Genomic DNA, 20,596 nt, shown 5'->3' on the forward strand with positions numbered 1-20,596 from the left:
ATGAATGATCCCATGCTCCGGGGGAAGTGCGGGAGTTATATTCCACCATTCTTCTCCTATAACAACTCAATCCCGACTCCAGACCGGATTAACTTGATCTGGTAATAGCGCAACGACAGCAATAGTCCGCCCACTTTCGTCGCAGAACTCTATCTCATAGGCAAGACAAGGTTCCTCATGAATATCGATCACCGTCCCTTTCATACCAGTTCGAATTCCTTCGTCCGGCATATCAGAAAGCGCCACAACTACATCAAGGAGTTTTACACGATTCATGTCCATCACTTCACATATATAGTAGTTAAACGTGGAACAGACGATCCCGGATCATAAATCCATCCGGTACGGACCGGAACAGTATTCCCATTAGGCCCTTTAACTGGAATATCAACTGTGAATCGCTGTCCGAATTGATCCGATTTGCCGACTGCTGCGGGATATTTTTCAACCCCTTCCTTAATCTGAATAAGTAAATCATTTGCGTTCGACTGGTTAAATCCCAAAGCTGAATCGAAGACGATCGCTTTATTTCCTCCAATTGGATGACTGGGATCAAGTGCGTAGTTGATTATCTTCCGCGGATCGACAATGGCCCGCCCTGCATTCTCTAGTATGGTGCTTGTATTGCCCCTTGCGGTAGTTCCGACCGTTTTTCCCACCGCCCCTTCAATTGCCAGCCCGGGCGTCACCGAATTCGTCAGAATCGCCGCAGCCGTCTCCGCAGAAATAATGCCTGCATTCACCGCCGCCGTCGGATTCGCCAACGCCACGCTCAGCAGCTCGGGCGCCAATCCGGCCAACGCCACGCCCGCTGCAGCCGCTGCCGGCGCCCCCAGCAGTAGTGCAGCAACAGTCGCATTCTCCCCAGCCGCCGAGTTCAGCGCGCCCTGCACTCGCATCAAGTCACTAACCTGCTTATCAGAGCATGGTTGAGACCCATTGCAATACTTCCCGACAAGGTCAACCTTTTGGCCTGCCGGCTTAGGCAATGCCAACTGGTTGTTCTCCACCTCAGACGTCGCCGCATTCATCGCCGTGGCAGCGTTCACGCCTGCCATCCCGGCAACACCTGCCACCAGACTCTGCACCAGGTTCTCACGCGCCTGCTTCTGCTGTGCCGTCATACCGTCAGTCGGACCCAGCAGGCTGCCCAGCACCGAACTGGCCGACGCACCCATGGCACCCGCTCCGCACGCCTGATTTGCGGCTGCCGCGCCGGCACAACCGACAATGGCATGCAGCGCCGCCCGGGCCGCTTCGGCCTCCGGCGTACCTTTCCCGAACGAATCCGCCAGCGCCTTGACCTGACTGGCCCCCAGCCCTTGCAGGTACCCCACCGCCGCGCCCTGCATGAACTGCGCGGTGCTGCCCGTCACGTTGCCGCCAGCAGCGGCCGTCAACGCGGTCATGATCTGCCGGTATTGGCCGCCCTGCCCCCACTTAGCCAGGTCGTCGGCCTGCTGCTGCAGCGCAGCGCGTTGCTCAGGCGTCGCGTTCGGATCGCGCGCGGCGGCATCGGCCGCGTTCTTGGCGGCTTCCGCTTCGCGGGCCCGGTTGTTCAGGAAGATCCCCGACTCGCGCTGCAGCGCCCCGACGATCTCGAAACCCGCCTTGATCTCTTTCTCGTTGAAGATCGGCGCCAGCGTGTTGGCGGTGTCGGCGGTGTCGCGATTCAGGCTGGCGATGGTCTCGGCGCCATCCTTGCCGGTCAGTGCCTTCTGCTTGTCGTTATTGCGGATCGTGATCGTGCCGGCGCTGATGCCGCTGGCTGTCGTGCTGCTGGCGCCGCCCGAAGCCGACATCACCATTGGGGGCGCAAACGATGCGCCCTGGCCATTGCCGCCTGTGGTGGGCAGTTCAGTGCCCGGCACCGAATTGGCCGTGGCGGCCTCGCCGCTCTGGGTCACCCCTACGCCAGATTTGTTGCCGCTGCCGCCCGTGGAATAGCCGCCGCCGATGCCAATGCTGCTTGCGCTGTATTGGGCGTGGTTGCGGATGTCGCTTTCGGTGAGCGTATCGGTTGACAGACGGTTCTTGTCTGCGGTGCCACCGCCGATCACGCCGCCCTTGAGGTCCGTATTGCCGGCCACGTCGATCTGGTAGCCGCCGCTGCCGGCGCGAATGCCAGACTGTTCTCCCACGCTGGCGTAGTCGCTGTCGATCTTCTGCTGGCTGACGTTCGCGCTGCCCGAGAAGCCGCCGAATCCGACGGTTGCGCTGCCGCTGACTGACTGGTCCTTGCTGTGGTAGCCGCTGGTGTCCTGCAGGCTTTCGATGTTGAGGTTGCCACCCACACCCGCTATCACTTGCTTGCCGGTGGCAACGGCACCATTCAGGTTGGTATCGTCGCCAGATTTGATCTCCAGCACGTTGCCGGCATTCACATGGCTGTTGCTCCACGTGACGTCGTTCCCATCCGCACTGCCACGTCCACCCGCCGCATTCGCCGTGACGCCGAAAGCCGCGCCCTGGGAAGTGAGGCTGATGCCGACACCGCCGCCGCCCGATGCGCTCTTGTTGCTGCTTTGCTGGTTCGCCGTGTTGGCGGCCGTCTGCAGGTTGACCTGGTTGTCGGCCTTCATCAGCACGTTGTTGCCGGCCTGGATGTCGCTGCCGACCAGGTTCAGATTGCTGTCCTTGCCAGCCCCTTCCGCCCGGATGCGCACGTTGCCGCCAGCGCTGATGTTGCTGCCGACGGCCGTCGAACTGTTGTGGGTCTGCTTGCTGTCGCTGCTGGCGCCGCCCACCGTGATGCTGATGTTCATCCCGCCTGCCGATTTCGGGTCGGCTTTCACCGCATCGGCTGCGTTCCTGGCGGCCAGGCCTGCCGCGCCGGCCGCCATGGCCTTCATGCGCGGATCGTCAGTATGGCTCTGGGCACTTGCCATCTGGCTTGCGGTCTGGGCTGCCGCCAGTACCGGATTGGTCACGGCGATGGTCAGCCCGCTCTGGCGGAAGTGCGTCTCCTGCTCAGAGTGCGACGACTCCAGTGCAGCGTTGATGTCGACCTGCTTCGCACGGATGTCGACGTCGCCCTGCAGGGCAGTTACCGCGCTGCCGGTCTGGGAATAGCGCTCGCCCGCACTCAGGTTGACGTTGCCGGTGACGCTGCCGACGGTCGAACCGCTCTGGCTGACCGTCTGGACTGTCTGGCTCTGGTTGGTCTGTTGCTTGCCGATGGTGACCGACATGCCGCCGCCTGAGAACATCCCCGACTTGCGGGTCTGCTGCGCGGCGCTGCTCGACGCCGTGCTTTGCGCCGCATCGATCGCAAGATCGCGCTCGGCACGCAAGGTGACATCCTTGGTCGCCACCACGTTAGAGCCGGACACAATCAGGTCACGGCCGGCCTGGCCAGCAATAACGTTGGCCGACACCGTGGTGCCAACCGCAACCTCCTGCCGCTGGCTGCTCTCTCGTGTCGTCTGCTCCTTCGACAGGAATCCAGACTTCTTCTGCTCCGACCAGTTCTGCGCGTCATGCATCTCACTGACCGTGCCGACCCTCACATCAACAGCTGCAATCAACGATGCGGTACCGCCACCGTTGCCATCCTTGCCGGTGCTCACCGAGGAACCCAGCACCGCCAGGTTGCCGGCCCCTGCATTCGGCGCCGCATCCGGCGACACATCCAGACCTTTGTCCTGCAGCACTGCGGTTACCAGTGGCGCCTGGCCGGCCGCCAGCGTGGCGTTGTTGCCGCCGTGGATCTGGCTGCCGCGAGCGGTTTCGTCGTAGGACGACTGCGTGTATTGCGCACCCTTGCCGCCCAGCGAGCCTTCGCTGTGCGTATGCGTGTCGATCGCGGCCGTGACGGTGGTGTCGCGGCCAGCGACCAGCGAGGCATTGTTGCCGGCCTGCAGGCTTGACCCGGTGAGGGTAGCATCGCGTCCCGCCACCGCGACAACGTTCTTGCCCGCCTGGACCGTGCCGCCCACGTGCGTGGTGGTCTGGTCGTGGCTGTAGCTCTGCCCGCCACGTGATACCGCATCCTGCGTGGTCCCCAGCGCCACCGTGCCCAGGTTCAAGTCACGCCCGGCGGCCAGCAGCGCGCTCTCGCCGGCGTCGATCGCACCGCCGCGCTGGTTGATGTCCCGGCCGGCCAGCACGGCGGTGGTGCCCGTCGCGGAAATGCCCGCCACCGCCCCGATGCCGGTTGAGCCAGCGCTATAGTCATTGGACAGTGTCCTGACTTCCGTGATGGTCTGGGTCTCGTTGACCACGTCCCGTCCGGCCGCCACCAGCACATCCTTGCCGGCAATGCCTCCGCCCAGGTTGCGCACATCCTGGGCAGCCTGCACCACGGTCGAACCGTCGCCCAGGCTGCCGATGGCGCCGCGGTTGACGATATCGTGGCCGAGCACCTGCGTTGCCACATCGCCCACGATACGGCCGCTGTTCTGGACGGTGCCGGTGGCGTTGACGGCGACGGTGTTGCCCAGCACCAGCGCGCTGGATGCGTTAAGGTTCACCGTGTTGGCGTGCGCCAGGTAGAGCTTGGGCACCAGCACGGACTGGCGGCTGCCATCCGCCAGCGTGACGTCTTGCGCGACCAGCCAGACCATGTCGGTGGTGAGCTGTGCCATCTGCTGCTCGGACAAGCCGATACCCGGGGTGAGGCTGAAGCTTTTGGCGTAGGCGGCGCCATTGGTCATCAGCGCCTTGTATTCCTCCAACTGGTCGGTGTAGCCGGCCAGGAAGGTGCGTCCGGTCAACGCGGTGATCTGGTCGCGGATCAGCTTCGCTTCATAGAAGCCGTCGCCCAGGCGTTTCTGGATCGTCTGCGGATCCAGTCCCAGTTCGCCCAGCATGTAGTCGCTGGAGATGAACGACTTGTATTGCGTGAAGCGCGCGTCGGTGGCGATCAGGTAAGCAGCGTCCGGTGCCGTGCGATAGGTGAAAAGACCGTTGGTCGGCAGTGTCAGGCTGGGGATGCCGCCCTGCGCGGCATCCAGCGTCTGCGGCCGGCTGGTCTGCCCGCTGGCGCTGCCGACTGCGGTGCCTGCGTCGCCGCCACCGCTTATCCCGCCGCCGGTCACGGTCTGGCCTACGCGGTTGACCGTGGTGACCGAGACGTCCTGCGCCGTGGTCTGCACCGTCTGGTTGGACGACGCAATGGCGGGCAGCGCCTGCACGGTGGTCGGGTTCTGCGGCGTGGTGGGATAGGGCACTACTTGGGTGTCGCTGTTGCCGCCCGTCTTCTGGTGCCAGTAGAAGGTCGACGTCTCCGTCGTACTGACCGACTGCTGCAGCACGGTACCGGTATCCTGCACCGTGCCCCCCGTTGCGCGGCGCACCAGGTCGCCGCCGGCGGCCATGATGGACGACTGGTTGAGGATGTTGCCGCCGTCGCTGTTGATGCGGATGGTGCCCTGGGCCTGGATCCTGGCCGGATCGCTGGCGCTCACCAGCCGATCCGTCGCGGTGGTGGTGGCCACCGTGCGGGAGATCTCGCTGTAGTCGTGGCTGTCTTTCCCCAAGTCGTAGCGGGTGCGCACCTGGTCCGGGCGGATCTGCGTGGCAGGATCCCAGTCCGGCCAGAAGGTGATCTTGTACGTGGTGCCCGTGTCCTCGATCGCCTGGTAATACTGAACCGGGTTGGTGCCAATCTGCCGTGTCAGCGTCGGCGGCGGGGTGCTGCAGTCGTTGTCGTTGCAGACTGGCTGCGCGCCGCTGGCATATTCCTCTATCAGCGGCTTGCTCAGTGACAGGGTCTTTGCAGCGGTGTCCAGGTTTACGACATCCGCCTTTGGCACCTCTACCGTCACCGGCGCGGCGAGCGCATACATCATGCCCGCGCTGACGGGCGCCTGTTCTCCTTGCCAACGCCAAGCGGGAAATGTGATGCTGGAATGCCAGTTGGTATTGCTCAGGCCTGCGGTCCAGGCTGCCAGCGTTTGCCGGGCCGTCTCCACTGGCGTGCCTGGCTCGGTGGCGATACTGGTGCGCGTATTGTTGACAGCGTGGGCAGCGATGCCAATATCGCCGTCCGCCTCGATCGTGGCAGATCGGTTGGTCAGCACATCGAGCTGATTGACCAGCATGCCGCCGGCATCTCGGGTGCCATCACGCGCGATTTCCATGTTGCCGGCACTGTAAAGGGTCGCCCCCTCGACATTCGCGACCGAGTCCGAGGCGTAGATCTTCAAATCCTGCGCGGCGGCAATGAGGGCAGCGTTGCCACTGTTGCTGGCACCAGTACCTTGCACCTTGACGTGGTTGCCGATCACCGTGCCGGTATTGGCGAAGGTGGCGCTTCGCGCCAGTACCGTATCGCCCTCGATGCGCCCGGCGTTGGTGATCGTATCGTCGGCCTCCACGAGGGTCGCGGCCGATTTGAGCGTGGCGCCAGCCGCATTCACGACATTGGTGCCGTGCACGGTGAGGCTGCCAGCTGCGCCAAGTGTCGCCGTGTTGGTCACGATGCCGGTGGCGGCGACGCGCATGTCCCGATCCGCCCGCAGCTTGTTCGCGGCGTCGTTGGCATAGTCGCCCAGGACGTCGAGCGTGAGGTCGCGCCCGGCGGTCATCTCGCCGCTGCCGCTCACTGCCCCCTTGACCGCGATGTCCTGGTTGGCGCGCACCACCCCGCCCTGGTTCGACACCGACGCCACCTTGACGCTGACATCCTGCCCACCGAGCACGGACCCGCCGTCGTTGGCGAGCGTGGCGCCGACCTGGTCCAGTGTCAGGGCCCGTCCGCCGTAGAGGGTGCCCCCGTGGTTGTCGATGCTGTCGCTGATGGCCAGCATCAGTGCGTTGCCGGCCGAAACCTTGCCATCGGCTGTGTTGTCGAGTGCCTGTGCGTCGATGATCAAGGCGCCGTTGCCGCCAAGGATCCCGCGGGCATTGGCAATGGTGCTGCCCGACGTCACGGTCGTCGCGCCGTCACCCGCGTTCGCCAGCCGTCCGCCGGCGTTGTCGATGCTTGCCGCCGACACCTCCATTAGCCCATGCTGGCCATTGGCCGTGAGCGTACCGGCTGCATTGCCCAGGGCACCGTCGGCCGTTACTGTCAGGTCGCCGCCGCTCTGCATCGAACCCGAGGCATTGTCTACCTGGCCGCGGCTCGTCACAGCGAGGCCCGTGCCGCCGTAGATCGTGCCCTGCCGGTTGCCCAGGCCCCCCTGCGTGGCAAACGTCGCGGCACGCTGGGCAGACAGGGCCCCGGCCGCATTGGCAAGCGATGCGGCCCGGACCGACAGATCGCCGTTCGTCCGGATGGCACCACCGGCATTGGACAATGTGCCGGAACTCGTGACCGTCAAGGAGCCGGTGCCCGCATGGGCGACCTTGCCGGCATCGTTCACGATGGTCTGCCCGGCCAAGCTCAGATCACTGCCATTGGCCGTGACCGTGCCACCGGTGTTGTCCAAGCGGCCGCCGGCGTGGATCGCAGTGGCGGCCTGGCCGTATTGCGCGATGGTGCCGACGCGGTTGGCCAAATCGCCCGTCGTGTCGATCCCGAGCTGGTCGGCTTCGATTTTTCCGCCGCTGTTGTCCAGCGCCGCGGCTGTCAACCAAAGCGTCGCGCCCGATAACGTGCCCTGTCGATTACTGGCCGTGTCGGCGACCGTAGCGGTCAGTGCCCCGCCCGCAGTCATGCTGCCACGATCGTTGTCCAGCGTCCCGGCCTGGAGCCTAGCATCGCCCTGCGCGCTAACCTGTCCGTGGTTGGTGAACGTGCCCGCGGCCAGCTGCGCATTGCCGTTGCCGCCAATCATGCCGCCCTCGTCGCCGGTCGCGGTAGTGCCGGCCTCGTTGGTCAGTGCCCCCGTGGCCGTGACCGTCAGGCCGTCCGCATTCAGCGATATTAGCCGCCCGGCCGAGTTGTCCACCGCGCCGGCATCGATAGTCAGCGCCGCGCCGGCCTGCACGATGCCTTGCGCATTGTTCACTGTGTCGGTGGACTGGATCCGCGCGGCCTCTTTCGCCACGACCTGGCCGCCCTGGTTCGAGACGCTGCCAGCTGCAATCGTAGTCGCGCCTTCGCTGACCATGCGGCCGCGGTCGTTGACCAGCGTGCCTTTGGCGCTCGCGTTCAGGTCGGCGCCAGCGGCGGTCGTTGCGCCCGTCAAGTCGAGATTGCCGCTGGCAGCGGCAAGCGTCAGGCTGCCAATGGCTGAGGTCTGGCTGCCAGCCAGGTTGACCGACGCACCGTGCAGGCTGGCGTTGCCGCCCGCCACGTTCCGGCCCGTGGCCGAAAGGGTTCCGGTCGTCGACAGCGTCAGGTCACCTCGCTGATCCACCGTGCCATCGGCGTCGACCCCGGCACCAAGCGTGCCCGAGGAAGAAATACCATCCGCAACAATCTGCAGCCCCTGCCGGGCCGCCAGCGTACCGCTATTGGCAAGCGTGCCCGAGGTACTGACGGACACCGATTGCGCCCCATACGTGGTGCCGCTCTGCTCGATGCCGTCGCGCGCGCTGATCGCCAGGTTGCCGCCGGCGTTGGTCTGCCCGCCCAGCACGAGCTTGCCCTGTGCGGTCAGGGTCAGGTCGCCCGCCTGCGCGGCCAGCACGCCTCGGGACGACACCCCCACGCCATGTTCGGTGGAGGCCAGCAGGATCTTGTTGGCGTACATGCCACCAAGCTGGCTGACGTCGATGCCCAGCGCCTGCGCCGCCCCGGTGCCCGCCACCGGTGTCGCGGCCAGCGTGGTCCGATCCACCTGATTGGCACCGGCAATGACATTCAGGTTGTTCGCATAGAGGGTTGCGTTAGCCTGTACCGCACGCGCGATCAGGTCGACCTGGTCGACGCTGGCCGCATTCAGTCCCGCGCCTTGCACGGAGATCTGGCCGCCGGTGACCCGGTACGCATCCAGGCTGCCGGTACCGCCGTACACGGGCATGCCAGTGGTCAGCGTGGCGCGGCTGGTGTTAATAAAGCCAGCGCCGTCGACCAGGATGCCGTTCGGATTGGCGATGATGACCTCGGTCCGCGGTCCGGCCACCTCCAGGTAGCCGCGCAATTGGCTCGGCAGTGTGCCGGTGGCCTGGTTGACGATGATGCGGGCCGAGCCGCTCTGCAGGTTCGGGTTGCCGCTGACGTACCCCGCCTGCTGGGTAGCCACGATCGATGGCGAATTGTTCAGGATGACGCCAGCCTGGGGGACGTCGAACTGCGTGTAGGCGTTAACGGACACGCCGGCGGTTGACGGCCGGGTGATGTTGACCTGCTGCAGCCCGTTCGCCGTCTGGACCACGGCGGGCCGGCTGGCCCCCGCGTGCGGATCCGCCACCACCTGTGCGCTGGCTGCCGATGGCAGCCCCATTGCATACCAGGCGGCCAGGGCCGTTGCCTGCAGGCCGAGGCATTCAATGCGGGTGAGCGCCGCAGCCGGTGTTGCACGTGACCCGGCGCTGCGCCCTTTGCCCAGGCCGCTCGCCGATTCCTCCACGGCCATCAGCATGGCGCGGTACCGATTGAAGACAAGGCGATAGCAACGGCGATTCATGATCTGGACGACGGCACACGATCTGACACATGCGCAACGTTACCCAAACCACTAAGGAATAAATGTCAAAAAACTCAAAATGAGACAAAACAATAGAATCTGAATTGTCCGATTGATTCTCCAATGAATTTGGCGTTGATGGTCAGCGAAGGACGTCGCCCGCAATTGCTGCTGACCGCCTCGTCATTCGACGGGTTGGCGTATTCGCGGCGGGAGAGTCGCCTCATGCGTCAAACAACCCCCTCCCCCCGTAACCGCTCCAACTCCTCCTCCCCAATCCCCACCTCCCCATAAACCTCCGCATTGTGTTCCCCCACACCCGGCCCGGTACGCGGTAACGGCGGCGCATACCCCGAAAAACGCGGCACCACGCATGGCGCCGGCACCGTGCCCAGGTCTGCATCGGGCAGCCGCACGATGGCCTGGCGCGCCACCATCTGCGGGTCTTCGACGATATCGGCGATGCTGAACACCTTGCTGAACGGCACCTGGCATTGTTCCAGCCGTGCCGCTGCGGCGGCGTAGGGTTGCGCGGCGAACCATTCGGCGATACAGCCGTCGAGCGCGTCGATATGGCGGACGCGGCCGGCGTTGGTGGCGTACTCCGGTGCCTGCGCCAGTTGCGGCGCGTCCATGGCCTCGGCCAGCCGGCGGAAGGTGGCGTCGGACGAGGCCACCACGGTGACCCAGATGTCGTCGGCGGTGCGGTACATGTTGGACGGCGCGGCGTAGGTGGTGCGGTTGCCGGCGCGCTGGCGCACGTGGCCGAGTTGTTCGTATTCGATGGCGAGCGGGTCCAGCAGGCGGAACAGTGCCTCGGTGGCGGCCAGGTCGATCTCGCGGCCGGGCTGGCCGGGCCTGGCGCGCTGCTCGGCCACCGCGGTGGCGATGGCAAAGGCGCCGAACAGGCCCGCGATCATGTCCCCCACCGGGTAGTTCATATGCATCGGCCCGCTCTGTGCCGTGCCGGCCAGGTTGGTGAAGCCGCTGCGGGCTTCGAAGATGCGGGCAAAGCCCGGCCTTGCGGCATCCGGCCCGGTCTGGCCGAAGCCGGTCAGGCGCAGCACGATCAGGCTGGGGTTGGCTGCGTGCAGCGTGGCGAGATCCAGCCCCCAGCGCGCCAGCGTGCCGGTGCGGAAATTCTCCACCAGCACGTCGAAGCGCGGCAGCAGGCGCAGGAAGATCTCGCGGCCGCGCGGCGTGCGCACATCCAGCGATATGCCGCGCTTGCCGCGGTTGGTCACTTTCCAGTACAGCGCATGGTCGGCGGTGACCGGCTCCAGACCGCGCAGTGGATCGCTGCCGTCGGGCAGCTCCAGCTTGACCACCTCGGCGCCCATGTCGGCACACAGCGTGGCGGAGAACGGTGCCGCCACCACGGTGGCCATGTCGAGGATGCGCAAGCCGGCGAGCGGGCCGGTGCCGGATGACTGCGGTGATTCGGGCGATACAGGTGGGATGCGGGGGTCTGGCATGCGGGTCTCCGGCGGCAAGTTTGTCCGCTGCAAGGTGGCAGGCGGCGAGCCCGGGCGCAAGTACGGTTTCGCTGTGCGGAACGGTCGTGCTACAACATTGACGCCCCCTTTTCCGGATCCCAGCATGGAACCCAAGCAACCACCGCACAGCATGGACCGCAACCCGGAACTCCAGCCCCTGCCAGGCCTGGCCAGCGAGGACGCCCTTGCCACCGACCGCCAGTTCGCCACCAACCTGGCGCGCGGACTGGAGGTGCTGCGCGCGTTCACGCCGTCCAGCCCGGTGCTGGGCAACCAGGACATCGTGGCGCGCACCGGGCTGCCCAAGGCGACGGTGTCGCGGCTGACCTATACGCTCGGGCTGCTGGGTTTCCTCAGCCGCGTGCCGGGCAACCAGAAGTACCGGCTGGGCGCCGGCGTGCTGGCGCTGGCTTACCCGATGCTGGCCGGGCTGGCGATCCGCCAGGTGGCTCGGCCTTACATGGAGGCGATCGCGCGCGAAACCGGCTGCACCGTGAACCTGGGCATGCGCGAGCGCCTGTCGGTGGTCTATGTGGACAGTTGCCGGCTGGATCCCGGCAACCTCTACCAGCCGGACATCGGCAGCACGCGCCCGCTGCTGGCCAGCGCGATCGGCCGCGCGGTATTGCTGGCCTGCAGCGCGGACGAGCGCACGGCGCTGCTGAACCGGCTGCGGGTGGAAGACCCGCAGCGCTTCAGCCACGAGCGCCAGATGTGGGCGGACGACCAGAAGCATTTCCGCGCGCACGGCTATTGCCTGAGCCGCGGCGAGTGGCGGCCCGAGATCCACGCGATCGCGGCGCCGTTGCGCCAGTCGCTGCACGAGGATCCGTTCGCGCTGAACTGCACCATCGCGGCATCGCGCAATCGCGACAACCTGCTCGAGCGCGACGTGGCGCCCCGGCTGCGCGAAGCGGTGCGGCAGATCGAACTGAGCTGCGCGCGCTGATCCCTGACAGCGTGGCAGCACAGCCTGCCGGCAATGTCGCCGGCAGGGCCATGACCAGCGGCCCGCCAGAGGCCAGCATGAGACCGACCTTGCGCCCGGCAACGTTCCGGCGCAGGCAACCAAGGAGACAAGATGGATGCCTTTTACCCATGGCGCCGGCTCGCTGCCGGCATGCTGGCCTGCGCCGCGCTGACGCCTGCGGCGACGCTGGCCGCCGCCGACGATGCGGCCCGCTTCCCCGATCGCCCGGTGCGGATCATCGTGCCGTTCTCGGCGGGCGGCGTGGTCGATTCGGTTACCCGCATCACTGCCGAGAACATGGCAAAGGTTCTGCAGCAACCGGTGATTGTCGAGAACAAGACCGGCGCCGGCGGCGCCATCGGTGCCGACCTCGTCGCCAAGGCGCCTGCCGACGGCTATACGCTGCTGGCGGTCAGCCCCAGCTTTGTGGTCGGGCCGCTGCTCAATCCGTCGATCCAGGGCAAGGGCGGCAAGGACTTCCGCGCCGTGGCAGGCATCGGCGCGGTACCCAACGTGATCGTGGTGCCGGCGTCGTCGCCGCTGCGCACGCTGCCGCAACTGCTCGATGCCGCGCGCAAGCAGCCCGGCACGCTGACCTACGCCAGCGCAGGCGTCGGCACGTCGAACCATCTGTCGGCGGAATTGCTGGCGCAGATGACGCGCGTGAAGCTGACCCATGTGCCCTACAAGGGTCAGCCCGAGGCCATGAGCGACCTGCTCGGCGCGCGCGTCTCGATGATGGCGCTGACCTCCGCCATTGCGCGCCAGCAGGTGCAAAGCGGCAAGCTGCGCGCGCTAGCGGTGACCTCTGCCAAGCGCACTGCGGTGCTGCCTGACGTGCCGACCGTGGCCGAGGCGGCGCAACTGCCGGGCTATGCAGTGGGCGGCTGGTTCGGGCTGGTGGCGCCGCAGGGCACGCCGGACGCGGTGGTGCGCAAGCTCGCCGACGCCGCCGCGCGCGCCACCGCCGACGCAGCCACCGCGCGCCGCCTGGCGGAACTCGGCATGGACCTGGCGCCGCAACCTCCGGCCGCGTTCGACCGCTTCCTCGAAGCCGAAACCAAGAAATGGACCGGTGTGCTGAAGACCGCCGGCATCACGGCACAGTAGCCGCGCCCCTACCCCCCTCAACTCACCACCGGAACCCCTTCATGATCCGCGACTCCGCCCGCCAGCAAGCGCTGCTTGCCGAACTCCGCCGCTTCGTGCTGGACACCTGCATCCCGCTCGAAGCGCAGATCGACCAGACCGATGTCATCCCCGAGCCCGTGGTCGAGCAGATGCGCCGCCTCGGCCTGTTCGGCCACAGCATCCCGGAGGCCTACGGCGGCGCCGGGCTGACCACCGAAGAGCTGGCGCAGGTGAACATCGAAGTGTCGCAGGCGGCCACGGTGTTCCGCGCCCGCTTCGGCGGCAATACCGGGATCGCCTCGGAGTCGCTGGTGGCCGACGGCACCGAAGCGCAGCGCCAGCGCTACTTGCCGCAACTGGCCTCCGGCAAGGTCACCGGCTGCTTCGCGCTGACCGAACCGGAAGCCGGCTCCGATGCCACGGCGCTGCAGACCACGGCCCGGCAGGACGGCGACCACTACGTGCTGAACGGCACCAAGTGCTTTATCACCAATGCGCCGATCGCCGACCTGTTCACCGTGTTCGCCCGCACCGATCCCGCCACGCCGGGCGCGCACGGCATCAGCGCCTTCCTGGTCGAACGTGGCACGCCGGGCCTGAGCACCAGTGAACCGGAGCGCAAGATGGGCCAGCACGGCTCGCCCGTCGGCGACGTCTACCTGAAGGATTGCCGCGTGCCGGCCAGCGCCATCGTCGGCGGCAAACCCAATGTCGGCTTCAAGACCGCGATGAAGGCCCTGAACAAGCAGCGCATCAACCTGGCCGGCCTGTGCGTGGGTCCGGCGATCCGGCTGGTCGACGAAATGGTCCGCTACGCGGCGCAGCGCCGCCAGTTCGGCAAGCCCATTGCCGACTACCAGCTGGTGCAGCAGATGATTGCCGACAGCAACACGGAACTGCACGCGGCGCGCGCGCTGGTGCTGGAAACGGCGCGCAAGCGCGATGCCGGCGAAGATGTGACCATGGAGGCGTCGATGTGCAAGCTGTTCGCCTCCGAAATGGCCGGCCGCGTGGCGGATCGCGCGGTGCAGGTGTTCGGCGGCAGCGGGTACATGGCGCGCACCGTCGCGGAGCGCTTCTATCGCGATGTGCGGCTGTTCCGGCTGTATGAAGGCACCACGCAGATCCACCAGCTCAATATTGCCCGCCGCACGCTGGAAGCGCGCGGCGCCGCGCTGCAGGGCGCCGGCGCCGGCTGATTGCCGGACCATGCACAACGGCGGGGCGGCATGTACTGCGCCAAGCCGTCGCGCATGCGCTTGCGCGCTGCCAAAGCCGCGCTGCAAGCCAGCTACGACATCCCACACCAGCGCCCCGGGCCATTCCAGCCGCCCGGCTTCGCGCTCAGGCACAAGTGCTTTGTCAAGCATATTTTTGTGCAGAAAATCCCTTCTGAACACTTCTGGCCTTGCGCTGCCGCGTGACCGTTTTGTCCGGCCAACCTAGTCTGCAAGCAGACGTTGGATTGGTGGAAGTCCCGTCACAATCGTTGGCTAAGACTGGCACAGTGGTCGCTACATGAACCGGGCCCCCTTGGCATGCCGGCACCCGGCGCGCCATGGGGAACGTTGCGCGCAGCACCCCCCACGCATGGGCGGCTGGCTTTGGCGCAGGCGCCATGCAAGCCTAGTCAATTCCCCTCCGATTTTTCATCCGACCTGTTGAAGGACTACCGATGTTCTCCGAAGCCGAGCCTGTGCCATCCCGCCACCATGCCTGCCGCAACAAAGCCCCGACCCTGCCGCCCTGGATCACCACGCGCATGGCACAACATTTCGAAGAGCGCATGGGCAAGCTCTGGGGCGGCGACCACCTGCTGCACGGGCTCACCCCCGGACCGGACGCGCTGCACCTGAGCAGCAACGACTACCTGTGCCTGCTGGGCGAGGCGTCGCTGGTGCAGGCGCAGATGCGGGCCTTTGTCGATGACGCGCCGGAGCTGCTGATGTCGTCCGTGTTCATGCACGGCGACACGCCGCAGCGCCGCGTCGAGCGCAAGATCGCCGACCTGATGCAGGCCGAGGACGGGCTGATCGCGCAGTCCGGCTGGGCCGCCAACGTCGGCCTGGTGCAGTGCATCGCCGGCCCGGGCATTCCGGTCTATATCGACATGAACGGGCATGCCTCGCTGTGGGAAGGCATCATCGCCGCGGGCGCGCAGGCGGTGCCGGTGCGCCACAACGATTGCGATCACGTGCGCCGCCAGCTCGAGCGCTTCGGCCCGGGCGTGATCATGGTGGATTCGGTCTACAGCACCACCGGCAGCGTGGCGCCGCTGGTGGACTATGTCGAACTGGCGGAAGCGTCCGGCTGCGTGCTGGTGGTGGACGAATCGCACTCGCTGGGGACGCATGGGCCGCGCGGCGGCGGCCTGGTGCCGGCGCTGGGGCTGTCCGGGCGCGTGCACTTCCGCACCGCGTCGCTGGCCAAGGCCTTTGCCGGGCGCGCCGGCTATTTGGCCTGCTCCACTGCCTTCAAGGATTTCTTCGCGGTGGAATCGAGGCCGGCCATTTTCAGCTCGGGGCTGCTGCGCCACGAGATCGCGTGGTTCGACGCGGTGACGGATTTCATTGCCGCGGCGGACGAGCGGCGCGCGCGCCTGCATGCCATCACGCGGGAGACCCGGGCTGCGATTGCCGGATTGGGCTACAACATCAGCGAGGGCTCCGAGCAGATCATCGGGCTGGAGGCGGGCAGCGAGCCGCAGGTGAAGGTGCTGCGCGACGCGCTGCAGCGGCGCGGCATCTTCGGCGCGGTATTCTGTGCGCCGGCGACGCCGAAGAACCGGGCATTGATGCGACTTACGCTGCATGCGAAACTTGGCGCCACCGAAATCGACCGCCTGGTCGGCGTGCTTGCCAGCATCCGCGACGAAGTCCGGCTGGAAGAGTGGTCCTCGACGCGCCGCGCCCGGCGCAAGTCCTGAAAATCCCACAAGCGGGCCGATCGCAGGCATCCGCGAGGAGTAGCCCTGGAGATGGATGCAAAGGTAGCGCAAGCGGACGACGGCCGCACCACCCTGGCGGGGCTGGCCCGCCAGGCATGGCAGGCCGTGTTCGAGACCGCCGCGCGGGCCACGCTGCTGGACGAGGAGAGCGTCATCCGCCTGCGCCGGATCCAGATGGTGGGCGCACTGGGCGTGGTGGGACACCCGCTGTACTACGTGATCTGGTCCTATGTGTTCCCGCAGCCCTATGAAAACCTGTGGCTGCGGCTGGCCTGCACCGCGCTGTTCGTGCCGCTGCTGTTCGCCTCGGCGTTCTCGGGGCGGCGCTGGCTGCCGCCCTATGCGCTCTTTGCCATCACGGTAGGCCTGCCGTTCGCCTTTATCTTCTTCTACCTGGAGAACGGCGGCTCGATGGTGTGGGCCGAATCGGTCATCATCGCCGTGGTGATCCTGTATCACTTCAATACCGCCTTCGCCACCATCGCCTTGTTCTCCGGCGCGGCGGCCGCGATTGCGCTGTTCGTGCTGGCCGGCAATTCCATGGGCGGCATCCCGTGGGAACCCGTGCTGCTGCAGTTGCCGGTGATCGGCTTCGTGATCGCGGTGCTGGTGGTGATCAAGATGGACCGCCAGCTGCTGGCCGAGCAGAAGCGCCGCGGCATGGCCGCCGCGCTGGCGACCGTGGCGCATGAGCTGCGCACGCCGCTGACCAGCCTGGCCATGACCGCGCGGGGCCTCAAGGCCCGCCTGCCCGCGGCGCTGGACCAGGACACGCCGCAGCGCGACGGCCTGATGCAGGCGGTGGCCCGGATGGAATCAGACCTGGCCCATATCAGCAACAGCATCGAGCTGCTGGTGGCCAACTCCAAGAACCCGGAAAACGCCACGCAGGCGCTGTTCGAAGTGGGCGAGGTGATTCGCGACGCGGTCGGCCGCTTTCCGTTCGAGCCCGGCGACCTGGAGCGGGTCACGGTAGACCTGCCCGGCCGCGCCTACGTGATGGGCAACGCGCAGCTGTTCGGCCTGGTCACGACCAACCTGCTGAAGAACGCGCTGGAAGCGATCCGGCGCGCGGGCAAGGGCACCATCCATATCCGCTGCGAGGTCGAATCCGACGCGGTCCACGTGGTGTTCCGCGACACCGCCACGGGCGTGCCGCCGCAGGTGCTGGCGCGGATGTTCCAGCCCTTCTTCTCCTACCCCGCGCACCGCGGCACCGGCATCGGGCTGGCGTTCTGCCAGAAAGTGCTGGACAGCTGGGGCGCGGACATCAGCTGCCGCTCCGAGGAACACGTCTTCACCGAGTTCGACATGCGTTTCCCGCGCAAGGGCAAATGGCCCGAGCCGCAGCAGCCTGAGGCGTCGTAGCCCGCGCCGGCCAGCCGCCGGCGCGGCTGGCGCCGGCCCTTACACCACGCCGGCAGCCTTCAGCGCGGCCACCTGCCCGGCATCCATGCCGAGCAGGTCGCCCAGCACGCGCTCGGTATCCTGCGACAGCAGCGGCGGCGCGGCACGCACCGGCAGGCGCTCGCCGTCGAGCCGGTACGGCGGCGCCAGCACCTCGACCCGGCCGGTTTCCGTTTCCGGATTGGGCAGTTCGGCCAGCAGCCCGGCTTCGGCCGAGCGCCTGGAGCGCAGGGCCTCGAACAGTCCCAGCACCTCGCCGCACGGAATGCCGGCGGCGCCCAGGCGCGCCAGCAGCAGCTCGCGCGGGCGGCGCGCCAGCTCGGCGCGCAGTTCCGGCAGCAGCGCCTGGCGGTTGGCCGAGCGGCCGGTGTTGGTGGCGAAGCGCTCGTCGGCGGCCAGGTCCGGGCGCTCGATCACCTCGGTGCAGAAGCGCTGGAACTGCGCGTTGTTGCCGACCGTGATCACCAGCGGGCCATCGGCCGCGTCGAACACGCCGTAGGGCACGATCGACGGATGGGCGTTGCCGTACTTGGGCGGGTCTTCGCCCATCAGCAGCGCCTCCAGGCCGTAGTAGGCGGTGACCATCAGGCCGCAGTCGTACAGCGCCATTTCCACGTGGCGGCCCTGGCCGGTGCGCTGGCGGTCGTACAGCGCGGCCAGCACCGCCTGCGCCGAATACATGCCGGTGAACATGTCGACCACCGCCGTGCCGAACTTCAGCGGCCCCTGCCCTTCCTCGCCATTCAGCGCCATCAGGCCGGCCTCGCCCTGCACCACCAGGTCGTAGCCGGGGCGGGTCGCCTCGGGGCCGTTGCTGCGGTAGCCGGTAATGGAGCAATACACCAGCCCCGGGTTGATCGCCTTCAGCGCCTCGTAGCCCAGCCCCATCTTGTCGATGCCGCCGAACTTGAAGTTCTGCACCAGCACGTCGCACTTCGCCGCCAGTTCGCGCACGATGCGCTGGCCCTCGGGCTGCTGCAGGTCGATGCCGATGGACTGCTTGTTGCGGTTGGCGCTGTTGAAGTAGGCGGTGTTGCGGGTGCCGACGCGCAGGCCCCAGTCGCGCGTATCGTCGCCGCGGCCGGGGTGCTCGACCTTGATCACCTCCGCGCCCAGGTCGCCCAGCGCCTGCGTGCACATCGGTCCGGCCAGCACGCGGGACAGGTCCAGAACGCGCACACCCGCCAGCGGCAGGCGCGGGGAATTGTTGGTATCAGCCATGCGGCGATCTCCTTGTGTATGTCTCTCGGGCAGGCAATGGATCGGCCCGGGCTTCGCCCGGATTTTGCACTGTCAAGGCCGGGTCGACAATTCCATGGATCGTTGACACGGTGTCAATCAAAAATTAACACTCGACCGCCGTCAGCCAGATGGTGGTCGGCAACAGCGGGTTTACCTTAGTGCGCGGCAACACAAGAGATTGGGGGGAATCGCCCTACTGCCCGGACACGCGCCATTCCTAGTATTGACTCACCGCGCGGCGACGGAAACCTCGCCGGCGGTACAGGCCAGACCCGCCTGCCACGCCAGCATCCCGCACCACCTCGTCGAAGCCAGCCGCTCACCCGCTGAACGGCTGCGGACGCGGCCGTGGATACGGCGGAAAAAACCAAGGAGACAACCATGCTGCACGACCTGCCCGCCCGCCCCGAAACCATCCACTGGGGCTATTTCGATGCCACCCGGGCACCCGCGCTGACCGTGAAGAGCGGCGACCTGATCCGCGCCGAAGCGGTGACCCACCATGCCGGCGACGCCCCCGACCTGATGATGGACGACGCCATCCGCGAGATCTACCGCAAGGTTCCCCACGACGACCGCCATCCGGGCGTGCACATCATGACCGGGCCGATCTATGTCGAAGACGCCAAGCCGGGCGACGTGCTGGAGGTCCGCTACCTGCAGATGATTCCGCGCTTCCGTTTCGGCGCCAACGTCGCCGCGAACTGGGGCCAGCTGTATAAGGAGTTCGAAAAGGAACGGGTCACCATCTACGAGCTGGACCAGGCCTCCAACACCGCGCATGCGCTCTACGCCTATGACTATCCCGGCAAGCTGACCATCCCCGGCAAGGTGGTCGACGAGCGCGAATGCTGCCGCCAGCCCGCGCTGGCCGGCGTGCGTGTCCCGGTGCGGCCGCACCTGGGCACCGCCGGCGTCGCGCCCGACGCGCGCGGCCGCGTCACCACCGTCGAACCCGGCCTGCACGGCGGCAATATCGACAACTGGCGTATCGGCGCGGGCGCCACCATGTATTACCCGGTGCAGGTCGACGGCGCGCTGTTCTCGATCGGCGACCCGCATATCTCGCAGGGCGACGGCGAAGTCAGCGGCACCGCGATCGAGGCCTCGCTCAACGTGCTGTTCCAGATCGTGCTGCGCAAGGACTTCCATTTCCCTTCGCCGCTGCTGGAAACGCCGGACTGCTGGGTGGTGCACGGCTTCCATGAAGACCTCGATGAAGCCGGCAAGAACGCGGCCCGCGACATGATCCACCTGCTGACCGAGCAACAGGGGCTGTCGCGCGACGATGCCTACTCGCTGATGAGCGTGTCGGCGGACTTCGGCGTGACCCAGGTGGTCGATGGCACGCAGGGCATCCACTGCACCATGCCGCGCACCATCTTCCCGCCCAAGGCCAAGGGCTGAGCCGGCGGCTGCCACGGAGAACGCGCATGCAATACGTCTACATTGGCCGCAACGAACTGGTGGCGCTGGTGGTCGGGCTGGTCACCGGCACCCTGTATTCCTGGCTCAACCTGCCGATTCCCGCGCCGAATGTCACCGGCGGGATCTGCGCGATCCTGTTCACCTACATCGGCTACCTGATCGTGCACGCGTGGCGCCGGAACATCGCCTTCGGGCGGCCGCCGGCCAGCCACTGAATCATCGCAACTCATGCGTTGGGGGAATGACATGGTGGAAATCGCATTGGGCAGTACCGAACTGCAGGCCGCGGCCGTTGGCCTGGTGACGGGTCTTCTTTACACTGCGGTACGGGCGCCGATACCGGCCCCGAACGTGCTGGGCGGCATCTTCGCCATCTTCGGCACCTTCGCCGGCTTTGTCCTGGTGGCCGCGATGCGGGGGCAGCTGCTGATCGGCTGAGGCATCGCCGGGCCTTCGCCAGCAACGTTGCGCAGGCGCGGCGGAGCACCATGTCCGCCGCGCCTGCGCTGTGGCA

At 66.7% G+C, this 20,596-nt stretch carries 12 protein-coding genes; 8 read left to right on the forward strand and 4 right to left on the reverse strand.

Annotation, left to right across the window (positions count from 1 at the left end; genetic code table 11):
- Positions 1-66 precede the first annotated feature (66 nt).
- From LIN44_RS21995 to LIN44_RS22005, 3 genes are all read right to left on the reverse strand, one after another.
- A complete protein-coding gene (locus tag LIN44_RS21995) occupies positions 67-282 on the reverse strand; it encodes a DUF4926 domain-containing protein (RefSeq protein WP_227316341.1) in 216 nt (71 codons plus the stop codon).
- Positions 282-9,416 (reverse strand): hemagglutinin repeat-containing protein, encoded by a 9,135-nt coding sequence (locus tag LIN44_RS22000; protein ID WP_255638655.1) that lies wholly within the window; start codon positions 9,414-9,416, stop codon positions 282-284. Before LIN44_RS22000 ends, LIN44_RS21995 begins: the two co-directional genes overlap by 1 nt.
- Positions 9,417-9,691: 275 nt before the next feature.
- Entirely contained in the window at positions 9,692-10,936 is a 1,245-nt protein-coding gene (locus LIN44_RS22005) for a CaiB/BaiF CoA-transferase family protein (RefSeq protein WP_227316343.1), read from the reverse strand.
- 124 nt (positions 10,937-11,060) lie between these two features.
- Here LIN44_RS22005 and LIN44_RS22010 point away from each other — a divergent pair, with 124 nt between their 5' ends.
- The 5 genes from LIN44_RS22010 to LIN44_RS22030 all read left to right on the forward strand — a co-directional run bounded on the left by LIN44_RS22010 (position 11,061) and on the right by LIN44_RS22030 (position 17,373).
- Positions 11,061-11,906, forward strand: coding sequence for an IclR family transcriptional regulator (locus LIN44_RS22010; RefSeq protein WP_227316344.1), 846 nt, complete (start codon positions 11,061-11,063; stop codon positions 11,904-11,906).
- A gap of 132 nt (positions 11,907-12,038) precedes the next feature.
- Complete coding sequence (locus LIN44_RS22015) at positions 12,039-13,037, forward strand: tripartite tricarboxylate transporter substrate binding protein (protein WP_227316345.1); 999 nt, start codon at positions 12,039-12,041, stop codon at positions 13,035-13,037.
- A gap of 41 nt (positions 13,038-13,078) precedes the next feature.
- Entirely contained in the window at positions 13,079-14,257 is a 1,179-nt protein-coding gene (locus LIN44_RS22020) for an acyl-CoA dehydrogenase family protein (RefSeq protein WP_227316346.1), read from the forward strand.
- Between the two features lie 563 nt (positions 14,258-14,820).
- Positions 14,821-15,984, forward strand: coding sequence for an alpha-hydroxyketone-type quorum-sensing autoinducer synthase (cqsA, locus tag LIN44_RS22025; protein WP_255638657.1), 1,164 nt, complete (start codon positions 14,821-14,823; stop codon positions 15,982-15,984).
- A 51-nt stretch (positions 15,985-16,035) separates the two neighbouring features.
- Positions 16,036-17,373, forward strand: a complete 1,338-nt coding sequence (locus LIN44_RS22030) for a sensor histidine kinase (protein ID WP_227316348.1) — start codon at positions 16,036-16,038, stop codon at positions 17,371-17,373.
- A gap of 39 nt (positions 17,374-17,412) precedes the next feature.
- On the opposite strand, the gene LIN44_RS22035 is transcribed toward LIN44_RS22030, so the two are convergent.
- A complete protein-coding gene (locus LIN44_RS22035) occupies positions 17,413-18,633 on the reverse strand; it encodes a CaiB/BaiF CoA-transferase family protein (protein ID WP_227316349.1) in 1,221 nt (406 codons plus the stop codon).
- Positions 18,634-19,035: 402 nt separating this feature from the next.
- Between LIN44_RS22035 and LIN44_RS22040 the strand changes: the two genes are divergently transcribed.
- From LIN44_RS22040 to LIN44_RS22050, 3 genes are read left to right on the forward strand one after another with little or no spacing between them, the layout of a single operon-like run.
- The gene (locus tag LIN44_RS22040) at positions 19,036-20,061 is read left to right on the forward strand and encodes an acetamidase/formamidase family protein (protein WP_227316350.1); all 1,026 of its coding nucleotides are present in this window, start codon (positions 19,036-19,038) and stop codon (positions 20,059-20,061) included.
- Positions 20,062-20,087: 26 nt separating this feature from the next.
- The gene (locus LIN44_RS22045) at positions 20,088-20,297 is read left to right on the forward strand and encodes a XapX domain-containing protein (RefSeq protein WP_227316351.1); all 210 of its coding nucleotides are present in this window, start codon (positions 20,088-20,090) and stop codon (positions 20,295-20,297) included.
- Positions 20,298-20,328: 31 nt separating this feature from the next.
- The gene (locus tag LIN44_RS22050; RefSeq protein WP_012355164.1) at positions 20,329-20,520 is read left to right on the forward strand and encodes a DUF1427 family protein; all 192 of its coding nucleotides are present in this window, start codon (positions 20,329-20,331) and stop codon (positions 20,518-20,520) included.
- The last annotated feature ends 76 nt before the right edge of the window (positions 20,521-20,596 follow it).

It is taken from the genome of Cupriavidus sp. MP-37 (genome assembly GCF_020618415.1).
Classification (GTDB): Bacteria; Pseudomonadota; Gammaproteobacteria; order Burkholderiales; family Burkholderiaceae; genus Cupriavidus.

Coding starts and splice junctions, on each gene's coding strand:
- LIN44_RS22000 (WP_255638655.1), bottom strand. CDS start 9,416: ATGCTGATGGCCGTGGAGGAATCGGCGAGCGGCCTGGGCAAAGGGCGC.
- LIN44_RS22020 (WP_227316346.1), top strand. CDS start 13,079: ATGATCCGCGACTCCGCCCGCCAGCAAGCGCTGCTTGCCGAACTCCGC.
- LIN44_RS22040 (WP_227316350.1), top strand. CDS start 19,036: ATGCTGCACGACCTGCCCGCCCGCCCCGAAACCATCCACTGGGGCTAT.
- LIN44_RS22035 (WP_227316349.1), bottom strand. CDS start 18,633: ATGGCTGATACCAACAATTCCCCGCGCCTGCCGCTGGCGGGTGTGCGC.
- LIN44_RS22030 (WP_227316348.1), top strand. CDS start 16,036: ATGGATGCAAAGGTAGCGCAAGCGGACGACGGCCGCACCACCCTGGCG.
- LIN44_RS22010 (WP_227316344.1), top strand. CDS start 11,061: ATGGAACCCAAGCAACCACCGCACAGCATGGACCGCAACCCGGAACTC.
- LIN44_RS21995 (WP_227316341.1), bottom strand. CDS start 282: ATGGACATGAATCGTGTAAAACTCCTTGATGTAGTTGTGGCGCTTTCT.
- cqsA (WP_255638657.1), top strand. CDS start 14,821: ATGGCACAACATTTCGAAGAGCGCATGGGCAAGCTCTGGGGCGGCGAC.
- LIN44_RS22005 (WP_227316343.1), bottom strand. CDS start 10,936: ATGCCAGACCCCCGCATCCCACCTGTATCGCCCGAATCACCGCAGTCA.
- LIN44_RS22050 (WP_012355164.1), top strand. CDS start 20,329: ATGGTGGAAATCGCATTGGGCAGTACCGAACTGCAGGCCGCGGCCGTT.
- LIN44_RS22045 (WP_227316351.1), top strand. CDS start 20,088: ATGCAATACGTCTACATTGGCCGCAACGAACTGGTGGCGCTGGTGGTC.
- LIN44_RS22015 (WP_227316345.1), top strand. CDS start 12,039: ATGGATGCCTTTTACCCATGGCGCCGGCTCGCTGCCGGCATGCTGGCC.